The organism is Variovorax sp. GW823-FHT04B03 (assembly GCF_058796495.1).
In genome coordinates, this window is the sequence record NZ_JBXAIT010000001.1 from 806,596 (window position 1) to 823,555 (window position 16,960).

Sequence of the window (16,960 nt, forward strand, 5' to 3'; positions counted from 1 at the left end):
GATGGACACGTCCAAGCGTGAAATCGCCGCCGTTGCCGCCCGACTCGTGGTCGAGGAGGGGCTCGAGTACGGCCCGGCCAAGCGCCGGGCGCTGCGCGAACTCGGCCTCCCGACGCGCACCGCGCTGCCCAACAACGACGAGGTCGAGGCCGAGGTGCGCGACTACATCGCGGTCTTCTGCGCCGACACCCAGCCCCAGGAACTGCACGCACTGCGCCTGCTCGCGCTCGAGTGGATGGAGCGCATGGCCGTGTTCCGGCCGCATGTGGGCGGCGCCGTCTGGCACGGCACGGCCACACGTTTGTCAGACATTTATATTCAATTGTTCTGCGATGATTCCAAGTCGGCCGAAATCGCCCTGATCGATCACCACGTGGACTACGAGCCGCGCATGGTGACCGGCTTCCATGGCGAGCAGGTCGAAGCCCTCAGCGTCCACGCGCCGAGCCGGGCGCTGGGCGAGGAAATCGGGGTGCACCTGCTGGTGTACGACCTCGACGACCTGCGCGGCGCCCTCAAGCCCGACGCCCAGGGGCGCGCGCCGCGCGGCGACCTGAACGCGCTGCGCCGACGCATTGAACAAGTAAAGGACCAGTGAATGACTTCAACGCCCACACGACGCGGCATGCTGTATGCCGGCGTGGCGGCAGTCGCTGCCGCGGCCGGCATTGCCGGCGCCTGGTGGCGGGAGCGCAATGACAGCGGTGTCGCGGCCAGCGGCGGCGAAAAGCTTGATGCGGCCATGTTCTGGGATCAGCGCTTCGAGCGCCCCGAGGGCGGCGAGCTGGTCCTGTCGAGCCTGCGCGGCAAGCCCGTGCTGCTCAACTTCTGGGCCACGTGGTGTCCGCCCTGCGTCGAAGAAATGCCGATGATCGACGCCTTTTTCCGCGAACACGGTGCCAACGGCTGGCAAGTTGTCGGGTTGGCCATCGACCAACCGAGCGCCGTGCGCAAGTTCCTGCAGCGCACGCCGGTCACCTACCCGACCGCGCTGGCCGGCTTGCAGGGCATGGAACTGGTGAAGAATCTGGGCAACACCGGAGGCGGCCTGCCGTTCACCTTGGTGCTCCATGCCGACGGTTCGGTGCTGGCTCGTAAAATGGGCAAGCTTGAAACGACCGACCTGGACGCTTGGCGACGCCAACTTGTTCACGGTTAGAATTTAAATACACAAGCTGGCGTTAGACGCCAAACGCCGAAAATCGACGGTTTTCGGTCAAGTTCTTTCCTAAAGACCGGCAAAGCTGGCACTGGAGTCCCATGGATCTGCGCAAACTCAAGACACTGATCGATCTGGTGTCCGAATCGAATATTTCCGAACTGGAAATCACCGAGACCGAAGGCAAGGTCCGCATCGTCAAGGGTGGCGGTGCCGCCCCCGTGCAGTATGTGCAGACCCTGGCCGCCGCGCCCGCCGTGGCGGCGCCCGCCATCGCTGGTGCCGCTCCGGCCGCTGCTGCGCCCGCCGTCGAAGCCGCACCGACCGGCCACGCCGTGAAGTCGCCGATGGTCGGTACCTTCTACCGTTCGTCCAGCCCGGGCGCCGCGGCTTTCGTCGAAATCGGCAGCAAGGTGAACGAGGGCGACACGCTCTGCATCATCGAGGCGATGAAGATCCTCAACGAAATCGAGGCCGACAAGGCCGGCACGGTCACGCAGATCCTCGGCGAAAACGGCCAGGCGGTCGAATACGGCCAGCCGCTGTTCATCATCGAGTAAGCATGTTCAAGAAGATTCTGGTTGCAAACCGGGGGGAGATCGCCCTTCGGATCCAGCGTGCCTGCAGCGAAATGGGCATCAAGGCCGTGATGGTCTATTCCGAAGCCGATCGCGAAGCCAAGTACGTCAAGCTGGCGCAGGAAGCCGTGTGCATCGGCCCGGCGCCTTCGGGCCTGAGCTACCTCAACATGCCGGCCATCATCTCGGCCGCCGAGGTGACGGACGCCGAAGCCATCCACCCCGGCTACGGTTTCCTGAGCGAGAACGCCAATTTCGCCGAACGCGTGGAGCAAAGCGGCTTCCAGTTCATCGGCCCGACGCCTGACAACATCCGCACGATGGGTGACAAGGTCTCGGCCAAGCAGGCCATGATCAAGGCCGGCGTGCCCTGTGTGCCCGGCTCGGAAGGCGAACTCTCGGACGACGCCGCCACCAACAAGCGCATCGCCCGTGCGATCGGCTACCCGGTGATCATCAAGGCGGCAGGCGGCGGCGGTGGCCGCGGCATGCGCGTGGTGCACACCGAGGCGGCGCTGGTCAACGCGATCCAGATGACCAAGGCGGAAGCCGCCGCGGCCTTCAACAATCCGGCCGTGTACATGGAGAAGTTTCTCCAGAACCCGCGCCACATCGAAATCCAGATCCTCGCGGACAAGCACAAGAACGCGGTCTACCTGGGCGAGCGCGACTGCTCCATGCAGCGCCGCCACCAGAAGGTGATCGAGGAATCGCCGGCCCCCGGCATTCCGCGCAAGCTGATCGAGAAGATCGGCGAACGCTGCGCCACTGCTTGCAAGAAGATCGGCTACCGCGGCGCCGGCACCTTCGAGTTCCTGTACGAGAACGGCGAGTTCTACTTCATCGAGATGAACACGCGCGTGCAGGTGGAGCATCCGGTCACGGAGTTCACCACCGGCATCGACATCGTGAAGACGCAGATCATGGTCGCCGCCGGCGAGAAGCTGCCGTTCACGCAGCGCCAGATCGAGATGCGCGGCCACGCCATCGAGGTGCGCATCAACGCCGAAGACCCGTGGAAGTTCACGCCGTCGCCGGGTCGAATCACCATGTGGCACCCGCCGGGCGGCCCGGGCGTTCGCGTCGACTCGCACGTGTACACCAACTACTTCGTGCCCCCGAACTACGACTCGATGATCGGCAAGATCATCGTGTACGGCGACACCCGCGAACAGGCCATGGCGCGCATGCGCACGGCCCTGAACGAGACGGTGATCGAAGGCATCCAGACCAACATGCCGCTGCACCGCGAGCTGATGGTCGACGCCAAGTTCATGAGCGGCGGCACGAACATTCATTACCTCGAAGAGTGGCTCGCAGCGCACAAGCGCTGAGTCCACGCGCAACGCCCTGTATGTTTGAACTCCGCCTCATGGCGCCGGAAGACCGGGTCGAAATGCTCGGCGATGCGCTCGACGCACTCGATGCGCTGAGCGTGTCGGTCGAAGACGCCGATGCGCAGACCGATGCCGAGCAGGCCCTGTTCGGCGAGCCCGGCATGCCGCCGCCCAAGGAGGGCTGGCAGCGTTCGCGCGTGATCGCGCTGTTCCCCGATGAAGATGCCGCCAACGAGGCCGCCTCGGTGCTCGCGCTGCAGGACTTCTTCGAAGGCTGTGCGGTGCTCGGCGTGGCGCCGGTGCCTGACCAGGACTGGGTGCGGCTCACGCAATCGCAGTTCGCACCGGTCGAGATCACGCCCGAGTTCTGGATCGTGCCCACGTGGCACGAGCCGCCGGCGCAAGCGAAGCAGGTGATCCGGCTCGACCCGGGCCTGGCCTTCGGCACGGGCACGCACCCGACCACGCGCATGTGCCTGCGCTGGATCGCGACGCAAGGCGAGGGCGCCTTTGCTGACCAGCGCGTGCTCGACTACGGCTGCGGCTCCGGCATCCTGGCCATCGGCGCGGCCAAGTTCGGCGCGCGCAACATCGACGCCGTCGACATCGACGAAGCCGCGGTCTCCTCGACCCGGCTCAACGCCGAGGCCAACGGTGTGCAGCTGAACGCGGGTCTGCCCGAAGCTGCGAAGGGCGAGTACCAGACGGTGCTCGCCAACATCCTCGCGACGCCGCTCAAGGTGCTGGCGCCGCTGCTGCGCAGCCACGTGGCCGCCGGCGGCTCGCTGGTGCTGGCCGGCATCCTCGAGCGCCAGGCCGACGAGCTCAAGGCGGCCTATGCGCCGTACGCCGCGCTCGAAGTCAGCGACACCGAGGACGGCTGGATCCTCATGACCGCGCGCTGCTGAAGCGCGCGGCCGGGCGCTCGCACCGCGGGCGCCCCGGGCGCCTGCCTGCACGGCGGGGGCCCAACCCTACAATCGCCCGGTCATGAGCCTCGTCACGCGTTGCCCCGCCTGCACCACCACCTTCAAGGTGGTGCGCGACCAGCTTCGCATCTCGGACGGCTGGGTGCGCTGCGGTCGATGCAGCCACGTGTTCGATGCCACGCTCGACCTGCAGGAGGCGCCCGATGGTGCGGTGTCCGCGCCTGCCGCGCCTGCCGCGCCGGCACCCGCGCCCACACCGGCACCTTCGCCGATGTCGTCGATGGCCGCACTGGTGGCGTCTTTCGACGACGTACGCCTCGACCTGGTGGCCGCACGGCCGGCGGTCGAGGAGGCCGACTTTCTCGACGACGAGTCCGAGCCGCAGGCGCCACCGCCTGCCCCGCAAGACGAAGCCGGGCTGTCGACTGCCGCCACCAATGTCGCGCCGGCTGCGTCCCCGCTGCCTTTCGAACTGACGCTGCCCGCGCACGGCCTCGCCGCGGACGAGCCCTGGTCCGACCTCGACGCCACCGAGCCCGCATGGCGTCCGCCCGCGAGTTCGCTGCCGCCGTTTCCGAACATCGACCTGAACCTCGGCGCGCCGCCTCCCGCATCGCCGCCGCCTGCGCCGCCCTTGCCCGACTTGCCGCGCAGCTCAGCGCTGCGCGGGCTGGTTGCAGCGACCGGTGAGAACGACGACGGCGCGGCCGCGGAGCGCGAGCAGGAAGAGAAAGACCACGACCAGCTCCTGATCCAGAAGGCGCTGCGCCGCGCGCGCGCCAAGTCGGCCAAGATCGCGAACGCCAAGGCGCGTGACGCGCAGCACGAAGAGGCGTCCGCGCCGCTGCCGGGTCCCGGCATCCGTGCCGAAGGCGAGCCGGATTTCTCGCTCTCCGCGACCTTCGAGGCGCCTGAAGACCATCCCTTCGCCGAAGAAGACGAGCCGGCCGAAAAGGCCACCGGCTTCTGGCAACGCAAGGGCGTGCGGCGCCTGCTGGTGGTGCTGGCCGTGCTCGCGGCGTTGGCCCTCATCGTGCAGATCGTTCGCCACGAGCGCGACGGCATCGTGGCGCGCCAGCCGAACCTGCGGCCCGCCCTGTCGGCGCTGTGCCAGTACACCGGTTGCGAGCTCGCGGCGCTGCGCCAGATCGGCGACATCGTGATCGAGGGCGCGGCCTTCGCGCGCGAGAAGAGCGGCGGCAACGACTACCGATTGAGCTTCACCTTGCGCAATGCCGCGACCGTGCCGCTCGCGATGCCGGCCATCGAGCTGTCGCTGCTCGACACGCAGGAACAAGCCGTCGTGCGGCGCGTGCTGACGCCCACCGACTACGGCGCGCCAGGCGTGCTGGCGGCGCGTGCCGACCGCGCGGCCTCGCTGCCGCTGACCCTGTCGGCCAGCGAGGCGGCGGCACTGCCGCCGATCGCGGGCTACCGCGTCGAAGCTTTCTATCCCTGAGCGGAGCGCCGACACGCGCGCCGTTCGTTCCCTTTCTCATCCAACCTACGGTCCACCCATGGCAGCAGTGATTTGCGGTTCCCTCGCGTTCGACACCATCATGACTTTCGAAGGCCGGTTCGCCGACCAGATCCTGCCGGACCAGCTGCACATCCTGAATGTGTCGTTCCTGGTGCCGGGCCTGCGCCGTGACTTCGGCGGCTGCGCCGGCAACATCGCCTACAGCCTCAACGCACTCGGCGGCACGGCGCTGCCGATGGCTACGCTGGGCAGCGACGGCGCCGACTACGCCGAGCGCATGCGCACGCTGGGCATCAGCACGGAGTTCGTGCGTCAGCTCGACGACACGTTCACCGCGCAGGCGATGATCATGAACGACACGGACAACAACCAGATCACGGCGTTCCATCCCGGTGCGATGCAGCAGGCGCACGTCACGAAGGTGGCGGCGCGCGAGGACATCAAGCTCGGCATCATCGCGCCCGACGGCCGCGAGGCGATGCTGCAGCACGCCGAGCAATTCGCTGTCGCCGGCATTCCCTTCGTGTTCGATCCGGGCCAGGGCCTGCCGATGTTCGACGGCGATGCACTGCGTCACTTCATCGAGCTCGCGAGCTGGGTCGTCGTCAACGACTACGAAGGCAAGATGCTGTCGCAGCGCACCGGCTGGAGCCTGGCCGAGATCTCGCAGCGCGTGCGCGGCCTCGTGGTCACGCTGGCGGCCGAGGGCTGTGAAGTGTGGACCGGCGGCGAGCGCGAGCACGTGCCCGGCGTGACGCCGACGGCTGTGATCGAGCCCACGGGTTGCGGTGACGCATGGCGCGGTGGCCTGCTGTACGGTCTGGAAAAGGAATGGCCGCTGGCGCGCTGCGCAGCGCTCGGCAACCGCATCGGCGCGCTCAAGATCGCGCAACGCGGACCGCAGAACTACCAGATCGATCGCGCCACGCTCGACCTGTGATTCGCTGACTGGCCCGCATCGCTTCGGCGATTCGGCCACAGCGGGCCGCCCATGAAAAAAGCCCAGCACCTTGCGGTGCCGGGCTTTATGCCTTTCAGGGCCGCTGAGAATTCACTCAGGGCTTGCTGGCCGTCGGAAACGGCCAGGCTGCCTGGGGATTCAGCGTCGTTTGCGCCGCAGGGGCAGGCGCTACGGCAGCCTTCGCAGGCGCGGCGGCCTTCTTGGCAGCAGGCTTCTTGGCAGCAGCGGCAGGCTTGGCAGCGGGCTTTTTCGCGGCTTTCTTGGCCGCGGCCTTCTTGGCAGGGGCCTTCTTGGCGGCAGCCTTCTTCGCAGGGGCCTTCTTGGCAGCAGCCTTCTTGGCAGGCGCCTTCTTCGCTACGGCCTTCTTGGCAGGCGCCTTCTTGGCGGCGGCCTTCTTTGCCGGAGCCTTCTTGGCAGCGGCCTTCTTCGCCGGTGCAGCCTTCTTCGCTACGACCTTCTTGGCTGCAACCTTCTTGGCCGCGACCTTCTTTGCCGGAGCCTTCTTCGCTACGACCTTCTTGGCGACAGCCTTCTTGGTCGGAGCCTTCTTGGCAGCGACCTTCTTTGCCGGAGCCTTCTTCGCGGCGACAGCCTTCTTAGCCGGAGCCTTCTTTGCAGCGGCCTTCTTGGCCGGCGCTTTCTTTGCAGTTGCCATTTCTATTTCTCCTTGATCAAGTTGAAAAAATCAACCTATTGAAGCACTCCACGCGCGTTGGGAGCGTGAAGCGATTCATGGCGTTGGAATCTGAGCCCCAGCACCATGAACACCTGAGCCCTCGTCCATGCCGCGCTCTTTGGCGCAGTCGGTGGCAAGGGCAATTCTTGAATTCATGAATTGTTGTGTATCGAAAAATTCAATCCCAGGAGAGCGCACCACCCGACTGGTACTCGATCACGCGGGTTTCGAAAAAGTTGCGCTCTTTCTTCAGGTCAATCATTTCGCTCATCCAGGGGAACGGGTTTTCCTCGTTCGGGAAGAGCGTTTCGAGGCCGATCTGCTGCGCGCGCCGGTTGGCGATGTAGCGCAGGTAGCCCTTGAACATGGAGGCGTTCATGCCGAGCACGCCACGCGGCATGGTGTCTTCGGCGTATTTGTATTCGAGCTCGACGGCCTTCATGAAGAGGTCCTTGATCTCGGCCTTGAACTCTGCGGTCCACAGGCCAGGATTCTCGAGCTTGAGCTGGTTGATCAGGTCGATGCCGAAATTGCAGTGCATCGACTCGTCGCGCAGGATGTACTGGTACTGCTCGGCGGCGCCGGTCATCTTGTTCTGGCGGCCCAGCGCAAGGATCTGCGTGAAGCCGACGTAGAAGAAGAGGCCTTCCATCAGGCAGGCGAACACGATGAGCGACTTGAGCAGCGTCTGGTCGGTCTCGTGCGTGCCGGTCTTGAAGTTCGGGTCGCTGATGGCGTCGATGAACGGGATCAGGAACTGGTCCTTCTCGCGGATCGACGGCACTTCGTTGTAGGCGTTGAAGATCTCGCTCTCGTCCAGGCCGAGCGACTCGACGATGTACTGGTACGCGTGTGTGTGGATCGCTTCCTCGAAGGCCTGGCGCAGCAGGAACTGGCGGCACTCGGGGGCCGTGATGTGGCGGTAGGTGCCCAGCACGATGTTGTTGGCGGCCAGCGAGTCGGCGGTCACGAAGAAGCCGAGGTTGCGCTTGACGATGCGGCGCTCGTCTTCGGTCAGGCCGTTCGGGTCTTTCCACAACGCGATGTCGCGCGTCATGTTCACTTCCTGCGGCATCCAGTGGTTGGCGCAGGTGGCGAGGTACTTTTCCCAAGCCCACTTGTACTTGAACGGCACCAGCTGGTTGACGTCGGTCTGGCCGTTGATGATCCGCTTGTCGGAAGCCTTGACGCGCTGGCCTGCAGCGGCGGCCACCGGTGCGGTGGCAGTGGCGGGTTGTGCAAGCGACGAAGTCGGAGCGGCGACCGCGCGGCCAGCGGAAAGACCGCCGGTCGATGCGTGGTGCTGCTGCAATCCTTGTTGCATATCCTTTGGTAAGGAGGGCTTGACTTCTTCGTCCCAGGTCAACATAGAAAAATCCAATGCGCAATTATCGGAGCAACGATGTGAGTTGCAAAGTGCTCGTTCACATCGTGCGCCATTTATGGGGTTGTTATGTTGCTCGCATGCATCGCGCGACGTCAGTCAATGCCTTGATTGATTGAACGTCGCGCGCTTTTCACTTGTGCGAGCACCTCGCTGATCGATCGAAGCGTCTTGTGTGTTGACGCTTCACTTGCACATCACTGGCAGGCTTCGCAGGTCGGATCGTCGACACCGCAGAACGCGATGTCGGTGGCGGGCATCGCGCTCATCTGTGCCTTCGCTGCAGCAGCGGCAGCTTCGAGTGCGCTCATGCCCGAGGGTGCGTCGTTGCCCGACGACACCGCGTTGAGACGGCCCGATTGCACCGTCGACTTTTCAGCGTGCGTCGCGCTCTGCGTGCGCAGGTAGTAGGTGGTCTTCAGGCCGCGCAGCCAGGCGAGCTTGTAGGTGTCGTCGAGCTTCTTGCCCGAGGCGCCGGCCATGTAGATGTTCAGCGACTGCGCCTGGTCGATCCACTTCTGGCGACGCGCGGCGGCTTCCACCAGCCACGTCGTCTCGACTTCGAACGCGGTGGCGTACAGCGCCTTCACGTCCTGCGGCACGCGGTCGATGGGACGCAGCGAACCGTCGAAGTGCTTCAGGTCCATGACCATCACGTCGTCCCACAGGCCCAGGCGCTTCAGGTCGCGCACCAGGTAGTGGTTGATCACGGTGAACTCGCCCGACAGGTTCGACTTGACCGACAGGTTGCCGAAGCAGGGTTCGATCGAGGCGTCCACGCCGATGATGTTCGAGATGGTCGCCGTGGGGGCGATGGCCACGCAGTTCGAATTGCGCATGCCGTCGGCCTTGATCTTGGCGCGCAGCGAATCCCAGTCGAGGGTGGCCGAGCGGTCCACTTCGACGTAGCCACCGCGGGCCTTCTCGAGCAGGTCGAGCGAGTCGATCGGCAGGATGCCCTTGTCCCACAGCGAGCCCTTGTAGCTGGAGTACTTGCCGCGTTCCTTGGCCAGCTCGGTCGAGGCCCAGTAGGCGTGGTAGCAGATGGCTTCCATCGACTCGTCGGCGAACTGCACCGCTTCCTGCGAGGCGTAGGGAATGCGCAGTTCGTACAGCGCGTCCTGGAAGCCCATCAGGCCCAGGCCGACCGGACGGTGGCGCAGGTTCGAGTCGCGCGCCTTCTTCACGGCGTAGTAGTTGATGTCGATCACGTTGTCGAGCATGCGCATCGCGGTGGAGATGGTGCGCTTGAGCTTTTCCTGGTCGACCTTGCCGTCCTTCAGATGCTGCAGCAGGTTCACCGAACCCAGGTTGCAGACGGCCGTTTCGGTGTCGCTGGTGTTCAGCGTGATCTCGGTGCACAGGTTCGACGAGTGCACCACGCCGGCATGCTGCTGCGGCGAGCGCACGTTGCAGGCGTCCTTGAACGTGATCCAGGGGTGGCCGGTCTCGAACAGCATCGTGAGCATCTTGCGCCACAGGTCCGAGGCCTGGAGGGTGCGCGCGGGCTTGATCTCGCCGCGGGCGGCCTTCTCTTCGTAGGCGACGTAGGCCTTCTCGAAGTCGGCGCCGAACAGGTCGTGCAGGTCAGGCACGTTGGAGGGCGAGAACAGCGTCCAGGTGCCCTTTTCCATCACGCGGCGCATGAACAGGTCGGGGATCCAGTTGGCGGTGTTCATGTCGTGCGTGCGGCGGCGGTCGTCGCCGGTGTTCTTGCGCAGCTCCAGGAACTCCTCGATGTCGAGGTGCCAGGTTTCCAGGTACGTGCAGACGGCGCCCTTGCGCTTGCCGCCCTGGTTCACGGCCACGGCCGTGTCGTTCACCACCTTCAGGAACGGCACCACGCCTTGCGATTCGCCGTTGGTGCCCTTGATGTGGCTGCCCAGTGCGCGCACGCGGGTCCAGTCGTTGCCCAGGCCGCCGGCGAACTTCGACAGCAGCGCGTTTTCCTTGATCGACTCGTAGATGCCGTCCAGGTCGTCGGGCACGGTGGTCAGGTAGCAGCTCGAGAGCTGCGAGCGCAGCGTGCCGGCGTTGAACAGGGTGGGCGTGCTCGACATGAAGTCGAACGACGACAGCACTTCGTAGAACTCGATGGCGCGGGCTTCGCGGTCGATTTCGTTCAGCGACAGGCCCATGGCCACGCGCATGAAGAACGCCTGCGGCAGCTCGATGCGGGTCTTGCGCACGTGCAGGAAGTAGCGGTCGTACAGGGTCTGCAGGCCCAGGTAGTCGAACTGGTTGTCGCGCTCGGCCTTCAGGGCGGCGCCCAGGCGGGGCAGGTCGTACTGCAGCAGCTTCTCGTCGAGCAGCTCGTTCTCGACGCCCTTCTTGATGAACTGCGGGAAGTAGTCGGCGTAGGCGGTGGCGCGCTCGACCGGCATCACTTCGCGGCCGATGATTTCCTTGAAGATCGTGTGCAGCAGCAGGCGCGCGGTGGCGAAGGTGTAGTCGGGGTCCTTCTCGATCAGCGTGCGGGCGGCCAGGATGGAGGCCTTGTAGACCTCGTCCAGCGGCACGCCGTCGTACAGGTTGCGCATCGTCTCGGCGACGATGGGGGCGGCGGTGATGCTGTCACCCAGGCCCTGGCAGGCCGATTCGATCAGGCCCTTGAGCTCGTTCAGGTCCAGCGCCACGCGCTCGCCGTTGTCGAGCACGTGCAGTGCCGGTGCGGCGGGCACGTCCTGCTCGCCCTGCTTGGAGCGCTCCTGGGTGCGGCGTTCGCGGTACAGCACGTAGGCGCGCGCGATTTCATGGTGGCCGCCGCGCATCAGGCCGAGCTCGACCTGGTCCTGCACGTCTTCGATGTGGAAGGTGCCGCCGCCCGGACGCGAGCGCACCATGGCGCGGATCACGCCTTGCGTCAGCGTGTCGACGGTCTCGCGCACGCTGGCGGAAGCCGCGCCCTGGGTGCCGTGCACCGCCAGGAAGGCCTTCATCATCGCGATGGCGATCTTGTTCGGTTCGAAGGGAACGACGGCGCCGTTGCGGCGAATGATCTGGTAGTGCGCGAGGTTCTGACCGGTGGGCGAGCCCGCAGTGTCTTGTTGCTGCTGCGGCGTCGCGGGGACGGCGCGGGGGGTCGACGGGGTGTTCAGTGCAGTTTGCATTCGCTTCCTCTCGGTTGTGCAATTCTTGTTGGTTGGCAAGGCCTCGCGGGCCTTGCGTCGGCGTTGTTGCCGAACGGGAAGACACTATATCTAGGGTGTCTGTGCCCCACAAGCCACTACAGGTAGTGTTTTCCTATGGACGCAACCCTGACAGGAATTGCGCCGCACTCAGCGCATCGCCAGCGATGCCGCGTGAATACTGGCCCATGGTGGCGCAACCCGCATGGGGCGCGGCTTGCAAGGCGATTTGGGCCTGCAGGCCGCATGGTTGCTACGTCGCGTGCCTGCGCTTGCGAGATTGCTGCGCTGCGAGAGCGGCGCATCGCGGGCCACGGAGCGATTGAAAAAATTAGCGCGCGACCACCTGCTCGGGAAACATCTGTGGATTCCAGCCGAGCTGTTCGCGCAGCAGACGCCAGTCGAAACCGGCGCCGGGGTCCTGCTTGCGGCCGGGCGCGATGTGCTCGTGGCCGGCGATGTGGGCGATGGCGTAGTGCTGCGCGAGCGCGGCGCAGAGGCTGGCCAGCGTTTCGTACTGCGCCTCCTCGAAGCGCTCGCCCTCGAGGCCTTCGAGCTCGACGCCGACGGAGTCGTCGTTGCAGTTGCTGCGCCCGCGCCACGACGACACGCCGGCGTGCCAGGCGCGGTCCTCGCAGCTCACGAACTGCCAGAGCTCGCCGTTGCGCCGCACATAGAAATGCGAGGACACCTCGAGCCCGCGGATCGACTGGAAGTACGGGTGCGCGTCCCAGTCGAGCCGGTTGGTGAAGAGCTGCTGCACGGCGTCGCCGCCGTATTCGCCCGGCGGCAGGCTGATGGAGTGCAGCACGATCAGGTCGGTCTGCGCGCCGACGGGGCGCGGGCCGAAGTTGGGCGAGGGCAGGGCCTTGGCGAAGCGGTACCAGCCGGCGCGCCAAAGTCTGTCGTCGCCGGCCGGTGGGGTGACGGGGTCGTCAGTCGTCGGCATGCGCGGTGGCGCCGTCGTCGCCGTTGGGCGTGGAGATGCCCAGGCGCGCGATGCGGTAGCGGATCTGGCGCAGGCTCATGCCCAGCCGCGCGGCGGCGGCCGTGCGGTTGAAGCCGCTTTCGTGCAGCGCGCGCACGAGGATCTCGCGCTCCTGCTGGTCGAGCCAGGCTTGCAGGTCGGAGGGCAGCGGTGGCGGCGCGGGCTTGGGCTCGACCGCCGGCGCGGCGGGCGCAGCCACCGCGACGGCGGCTGGCGCTTCGGCGGATTCGCCGCGCGGCGCGGCCGGCATCGGCGTCATCGCGCCCATCAGGTCGATGTGCAGCTCGTCGCCGTCGTTCAGCGCCACGGCGCGGTGCAGCAGGTTCTCGAGCTCGCGCACGTTGCCGTCGAGCGGGTGCTGGGCCAGGCGCTGCAGCAGCGCGTCGGACAGGCGCGGCACGGGCAGGCCGCCGTCCTGCGCGATGCGCGCGAGCAGCGCGGTGCACAGCGCGGGCAGGTCTTCGCGGCGCTCGCGCAGCGCGGGCACGGCGATCTCGATCACGTTGAGCCGGTAGAACAGGTCCTGCCGGAAGCGGCCGGCCAGCACCTCGGCGTGCAGGTCTTTATGGGTGGCGCTCACGATGCGCACGTCGACCGCGTCTTCCTGCGTCGAGCCGATCGCGCGCACGCTGCGTTCCTGGATGGCGCGCAGCAGCTTCGACTGCATGGCCAGCGGCAGGTCGCCGATTTCGTCCAGGAACAGCGTGCCGTCGCGCGCCGCCTGGAAGTAGCCGTCGCGGTCCTGCGACGAGCCGGTGTACGAGCCCTTCTTGGCGCCGAAGAACTCGGCCTCGAGCAGGTTCTCGGGAATCGCGCCGCAGTTCACCGCGACGAAGGGACCTTCGCTGCGCTGGCTGCAGCCGTGCACGGCGCGCGCGACCAGCTCCTTGCCGGTGCCCGACTCGCCGCGCACCAGCACCGGCGCCATGCCGCGCGCCACCTTGGCGATGCGCGACTTCACGAGGCGCATCGGGTCGGAGTCGCCGACCAGCCGGTCGAGCGCGGTGGCGCCGCTGCGCGTCACGGCCAGCGCATCGGGGCGTTCGCCGCCCTGGCCGGCGGCCTGCGGCGGCGCCTTTTGCGGCACGACCACCGCGGCGCGGTTGGCCTGCACGGCCGACGCCACCACGGCGCGGAACTGCTTCAGGTCGACCGGCTTCGTGAGGTAGTCGAAGGCGCCGGCCTTCAGTGCCTCGACCGCGTTCTCGGCCGAGCCGTAGGCGGTCATGACCACGCAGCGCTCGCTGCGCTGGTCTTTCTGGATGCGATGGATGATCTCCATGCCTTCGCCGTCGGGCAGCCGCATGTCGGTGATCACGGCGTCGAAGCGGCCGGCTTCCAGGTGCTGCCAGGCTTCGGACACGCTGCCTGCCGCTTCCACCCGGTAGCCTTCACGCAGCAGCGTGAGTTCGTAGAGCGTGCGCAGGTCGGGTTCGTCGTCGATGACGAGGATCTGCGCGGGGCGCGGGGCGGCGGCGGAAGGCGGGAGAGAGCTCACGGCCGCTATTGTGTCAGCCGGTTTTCGCTCGGTGCGAAGCTGACGAAGAATTCATTGCCCTCGGGCCCGCCCGGCACCAGTGCGCGCCGTTCGTAGCCGATGGTGGCGCCGTGGCGCCGGCACAGCTCGCGGCACAGGAACAGGCCCAGGCCGCTGGAGCGGCTCTCGGACGAGAAGAAGGGTTCGAACAGGTGGCGCTGAACCGCCGGCTCCAGCGGCGCACCGTCGCTCCACACCAGCAACGCGGCGCGCTGCACGCCGGCCCGCTGCAAGGTGGTGATGACCTGGATCGCGCCCTCGCGCTGGCTGGCGTAGCGTGCCGCGTTGTCCAGCAGGTTCACCAGCAGGCGGCGCAGGTGCTCGGCCTCGAAGCGCACCTCGCTGCCCGGCGCGTCGAGCGCCACGCGCACGCCCTTGCGCTGGGTCTGGCGTATCCATTCCTCGGCCAGGATCTGCGCCGCCGGGTCGAGCACCAGTTGCTCGCCCAGCGAGAGCACGCGCTGCTGGCGCGCGCGCGAGACGTCGAGCACGTCGTCCACGATGCGCGCCAGGCGCTGCGCGTTGTGCTGCACCATGTCGGTCAGCTTGCGGTGCGCCGGGTCGGTCAGGTCTTCGCTGAGCAGCGCGCTGGCTTGCGCGATGGCGGCCAGCGGGTTGCGGATTTCATGCGCCACCGCGGCCGACATGCGGCCCATCGCGGCGAGCTTTTCGGTGCGGATGCGGGCTTCGAGCTCGCGCAGGTCCTGCAGGAACATCACGCACAGGCTGTCGGCGCGGCGGTCGTCGGTGGGCGTGAGCCGGGTGCGCACGCGCACCTCGCGCGCCGCGCCGCGGGCCTGTGCCACCGGGATCTCTTCGGTCTGCGGGGCGCGGCGCGCGAAGGTCTGGCGCGCGAGCGCGGCCAGCGCGTGCCAGGCCGGCTGGGTGTGCAGCGGGAACGGCAACGCCAGCTGCGCCAGGCCCTGGCCGAGGATCGCGTCGGCCGCCGGGTTGGCCGCGTGCACCAGGCCGTCGGTGTCGATCACCAGCACGCCTTCGCTGAGGGTTTCGATCACCAGGTCGTTGACCTGCGCCTGCATCTGCGCGTGGCTGCGGCTGCGCTGCGCCACCGCTTCCTCGCGCGCCAGCCGGCGCGCGAGTTCGTGCGCGAGCAGCGCCACCACGAACAGGCCGGTGCCGGTGAGGGCGGCCTGCACGAAGCGCGCCGAAGGATCGCCGGGTTGCTGCAGCCAGTGCCAGCCGGCGTCGGCCAGCAGCAGCAGCGTCACGGTGGCCGTGGTGCCCAGGCCCACGAGCAGCGTGCCGAGCACCGCGCTCATCAGCACGGGCAGCGCGAACAGCGGCGTGTAGTTGACGCTGCCGCCCTGCAGCACCTGCAGGGCGCTGAAGATGCCCAGGTCGACCCCGATGGTCAGCAGCCAGAGCGTCGAGAAGCCGCGGATCGGCGGCTCGAAGTGCGCATAGCGCATCTCCAGCCAGGCCAGCACGAGGTAGCCGCCCGACAGCACGATCGGCAGCGGCTGCACGGCCTGCCCGATGGCGAAGGCCACGCCCTGCAGCAGCACCAGCACCAGCGCCACGAAGCAGCGCGCCGCCATGAAGCCGCGCCACAGCCGCAGCAGCGCGGTGCTGTCGCCGGCGCCCAGGTCGAGCACGTCCCAGTCGGTGGCCGGCTCGCCGCGCGACCGGCGCAATGAACTCATGCGGAGGTGCCGGCCTGGCGGTGCGCGGCGCTGCAGAACACCGCGCCGTCCGGCCCGGGGAGTGCGTCGGCCGCGGGCAGGTGCAGCCCGCAATGGGCGCAGCGCACCATGGCCTGCGGCGGGCCGACGGCCGGCGTGCGCTGTTGCGCTTTTTTGGCGCGTTCCTGCTGTGCGTCGCGCATCTCTTCGCGCCGGTTCTTGCGCCAGAGCCAGATCGCGACCCACACCACCGCGAGGACGAGCAGGTACTTCATGCCGGCAGGCGCGTCAGCACGACTTCGAGCACGAAGCGCGAACCCACGTAGGCCAGCAGCAGCAGCGCCGCGCCCGCGTAAAGCACGCGCCGCGCGGTACGTCCGCGCCAGCCGAAGCGCGCGCGGCCGGTCAGCAGGACCGCGAAGCTGAGCCAGGCGAGCACCGAGAAGATGGTCTTGTGGTCCCACTTCCAGGCGCGGCCGGCGGCGCCGTAGAGCTGCTCGCTGAACAGCAGGCCGGCCAACAGCGTGGCCGACAGCAGCACGAAGCCCGCCGTGACGAAGCGGAAGGTGAGCCGTTCCAATGTGAGCAGCGGCACGCCGGCCTGTGCATCGGCGCTGGCGAGGCGGATCTGCTTTTCGGCTCGCGTGATCAGCCAGGCGTGCACCACGGCGGCGCCGAACAGGCCGTACGAGGCGATGCCCAGCGCCAGGTGCAGCGGCAGCCAGGGCGAGGCGCTGACATGCAGCGGCGTGCCCGGGAACAGCAGCGCCAGCAGCACGGCGGCCGCGCCCAGCCAGGCCAGCGCGCGGCGTGCCTTCAGTTGCGGGTACAGGCGGCTTTCGACCGCGTAGACCGTGAGCACCAGCCACGCCGTGACCGACAGCGCCGGCGCAAAACCGAAGCGAGGGTCGCCGCCGATCAGCCCGTGGCCGAGCACCGCAGCGTGCAGCAGCCATGCGATGCCGAGCGCCCATTGGGTGGTCTGGCGGCTGAGCCGCGCACCGGCGGCAGCGGCAAAACCGTAGGCTGCCGCGGTGGCGATGCCCAGCGCCACGCCGAGTGGGGAGGGGATCGCTAAAATCATCGGTGGAGTGTATAGGCTCGCCCCCCGGCTTCGCGCACGTCGCGTCGCTTCGCCCACCCCCGCCGGGGGCACCCCC

General features: G+C 67.4%; 15 protein-coding genes. 7 read left to right on the forward strand and 8 right to left on the reverse strand.

Annotated elements, in window-relative coordinates; all coding sequences use genetic code 11:
• The first annotated feature begins 1 nt into the window (after position 1).
• From AC1RAD_RS03610 to AC1RAD_RS03640, 7 genes are all read left to right on the forward strand, one after another.
• Positions 2–598, forward strand: coding sequence for a hypothetical protein (locus AC1RAD_RS03610; RefSeq protein ID WP_492733939.1), 597 nt, complete (start codon positions 2–4; stop codon positions 596–598).
• Complete coding sequence (locus AC1RAD_RS03615) at positions 599–1,159, forward strand: TlpA family protein disulfide reductase (protein WP_492733941.1); 561 nt, start codon at positions 599–601, stop codon at positions 1,157–1,159. It begins immediately after the preceding gene.
• 101 nt (positions 1,160–1,260) lie between these two features.
• Positions 1,261–1,719 (forward strand): acetyl-CoA carboxylase biotin carboxyl carrier protein, encoded by a 459-nt coding sequence (gene accB / locus AC1RAD_RS03620; RefSeq protein WP_492733943.1) that lies wholly within the window; start codon positions 1,261–1,263, stop codon positions 1,717–1,719.
• 2 nt (positions 1,720–1,721) lie between these two features.
• Positions 1,722–3,071: an acetyl-CoA carboxylase biotin carboxylase subunit gene (accC, locus tag AC1RAD_RS03625; RefSeq protein WP_062480332.1), complete on the forward strand. Its 1,350-nt coding sequence runs from the start codon at positions 1,722–1,724 to the stop codon at positions 3,069–3,071.
• A gap of 20 nt (positions 3,072–3,091) precedes the next feature.
• Entirely contained in the window at positions 3,092–3,982 is an 891-nt protein-coding gene (prmA, locus tag AC1RAD_RS03630; protein WP_070060112.1) for a 50S ribosomal protein L11 methyltransferase, read from the forward strand.
• 82 nt (positions 3,983–4,064) lie between these two features.
• Positions 4,065–5,462 carry a zinc-ribbon and DUF3426 domain-containing protein gene (locus AC1RAD_RS03635; protein WP_492733945.1) on the forward strand — a complete coding sequence of 466 codons (1,398 nt, stop codon included), beginning with the start codon at positions 4,065–4,067 and terminating at the stop codon, positions 5,460–5,462.
• Between the two features lie 58 nt (positions 5,463–5,520).
• A complete protein-coding gene (locus tag AC1RAD_RS03640) occupies positions 5,521–6,423 on the forward strand; it encodes a carbohydrate kinase family protein (RefSeq protein ID WP_492733946.1) in 903 nt (300 codons plus the stop codon).
• Positions 6,424–6,538: 115 nt separating this feature from the next.
• On the opposite strand, the gene AC1RAD_RS03645 is transcribed toward AC1RAD_RS03640, so the two are convergent.
• From AC1RAD_RS03645 to AC1RAD_RS03680, 8 genes are all read right to left on the reverse strand, one after another.
• The gene (locus tag AC1RAD_RS03645; protein ID WP_492733948.1) at positions 6,539–7,099 is read right to left on the reverse strand and encodes a histone H1-like DNA-binding protein; all 561 of its coding nucleotides are present in this window, start codon (positions 7,097–7,099) and stop codon (positions 6,539–6,541) included.
• A gap of 199 nt (positions 7,100–7,298) precedes the next feature.
• Positions 7,299–8,489 (reverse strand): ribonucleotide-diphosphate reductase subunit beta, encoded by a 1,191-nt coding sequence (locus AC1RAD_RS03650; RefSeq protein WP_062480340.1) that lies wholly within the window; start codon positions 8,487–8,489, stop codon positions 7,299–7,301.
• A gap of 212 nt (positions 8,490–8,701) precedes the next feature.
• Positions 8,702–11,614 carry a ribonucleoside-diphosphate reductase subunit alpha gene (locus tag AC1RAD_RS03655; RefSeq protein ID WP_062480342.1) on the reverse strand — a complete coding sequence of 971 codons (2,913 nt, stop codon included), beginning with the start codon at positions 11,612–11,614 and terminating at the stop codon, positions 8,702–8,704.
• A gap of 349 nt (positions 11,615–11,963) precedes the next feature.
• Positions 11,964–12,581, reverse strand: a complete 618-nt coding sequence (gene ampD, locus AC1RAD_RS03660) for a 1,6-anhydro-N-acetylmuramyl-L-alanine amidase AmpD (RefSeq protein WP_492733949.1) — start codon at positions 12,579–12,581, stop codon at positions 11,964–11,966.
• A complete protein-coding gene (locus AC1RAD_RS03665; protein WP_492733951.1) occupies positions 12,568–14,118 on the reverse strand; it encodes a sigma-54-dependent transcriptional regulator in 1,551 nt (516 codons plus the stop codon). The genes ampD and AC1RAD_RS03665 overlap by 14 nt, the downstream gene beginning before the upstream one ends.
• A gap of 5 nt (positions 14,119–14,123) precedes the next feature.
• Positions 14,124–15,821, reverse strand: coding sequence for a two-component system sensor histidine kinase NtrB (locus tag AC1RAD_RS03670; RefSeq protein ID WP_095948201.1), 1,698 nt, complete (start codon positions 15,819–15,821; stop codon positions 14,124–14,126).
• Positions 15,818–16,075, reverse strand: a complete 258-nt coding sequence (locus tag AC1RAD_RS03675) for a PP0621 family protein (RefSeq protein WP_062480350.1) — start codon at positions 16,073–16,075, stop codon at positions 15,818–15,820. Before AC1RAD_RS03675 ends, AC1RAD_RS03670 begins: the two co-directional genes overlap by 4 nt.
• The gene (locus AC1RAD_RS03680; RefSeq protein ID WP_056575582.1) at positions 16,072–16,884 is read right to left on the reverse strand and encodes a cytochrome C assembly family protein; all 813 of its coding nucleotides are present in this window, start codon (positions 16,882–16,884) and stop codon (positions 16,072–16,074) included. The genes AC1RAD_RS03675 and AC1RAD_RS03680 overlap by 4 nt, the downstream gene beginning before the upstream one ends.
• Positions 16,885–16,960: the final 76 nt, after the last annotated feature.

Excerpts from the sequence above, each read along its gene's own strand:
- AC1RAD_RS03610 (WP_492733939.1), top strand. The coding sequence starts at position 2 with ATGGACACGTCCAAGCGTGAAATCGCCGCCGTTGCCGCCCGACTCGTG.
- AC1RAD_RS03615 (WP_492733941.1), top strand. The coding sequence starts at position 599 with ATGACTTCAACGCCCACACGACGCGGCATGCTGTATGCCGGCGTGGCG.
- accB (WP_492733943.1), top strand. The coding sequence starts at position 1,261 with ATGGATCTGCGCAAACTCAAGACACTGATCGATCTGGTGTCCGAATCG.
- accC (WP_062480332.1), top strand. The coding sequence starts at position 1,722 with ATGTTCAAGAAGATTCTGGTTGCAAACCGGGGGGAGATCGCCCTTCGG.
- prmA (WP_070060112.1), top strand. The coding sequence starts at position 3,092 with ATGTTTGAACTCCGCCTCATGGCGCCGGAAGACCGGGTCGAAATGCTC.
- AC1RAD_RS03635 (WP_492733945.1), top strand. The coding sequence starts at position 4,065 with ATGAGCCTCGTCACGCGTTGCCCCGCCTGCACCACCACCTTCAAGGTG.
- AC1RAD_RS03640 (WP_492733946.1), top strand. The coding sequence starts at position 5,521 with ATGGCAGCAGTGATTTGCGGTTCCCTCGCGTTCGACACCATCATGACT.
- AC1RAD_RS03645 (WP_492733948.1), bottom strand. The coding sequence starts at position 7,099 with ATGGCAACTGCAAAGAAAGCGCCGGCCAAGAAGGCCGCTGCAAAGAAG.
- AC1RAD_RS03650 (WP_062480340.1), bottom strand. The coding sequence starts at position 8,489 with ATGTTGACCTGGGACGAAGAAGTCAAGCCCTCCTTACCAAAGGATATG.
- AC1RAD_RS03655 (WP_062480342.1), bottom strand. The coding sequence starts at position 11,614 with ATGCAAACTGCACTGAACACCCCGTCGACCCCCCGCGCCGTCCCCGCG.
- ampD (WP_492733949.1), bottom strand. The coding sequence starts at position 12,581 with ATGCCGACGACTGACGACCCCGTCACCCCACCGGCCGGCGACGACAGA.
- AC1RAD_RS03670 (WP_095948201.1), bottom strand. The coding sequence starts at position 15,821 with ATGAGTTCATTGCGCCGGTCGCGCGGCGAGCCGGCCACCGACTGGGAC.
- AC1RAD_RS03675 (WP_062480350.1), bottom strand. The coding sequence starts at position 16,075 with ATGAAGTACCTGCTCGTCCTCGCGGTGGTGTGGGTCGCGATCTGGCTC.
- AC1RAD_RS03680 (WP_056575582.1), bottom strand. The coding sequence starts at position 16,884 with ATGATTTTAGCGATCCCCTCCCCACTCGGCGTGGCGCTGGGCATCGCC.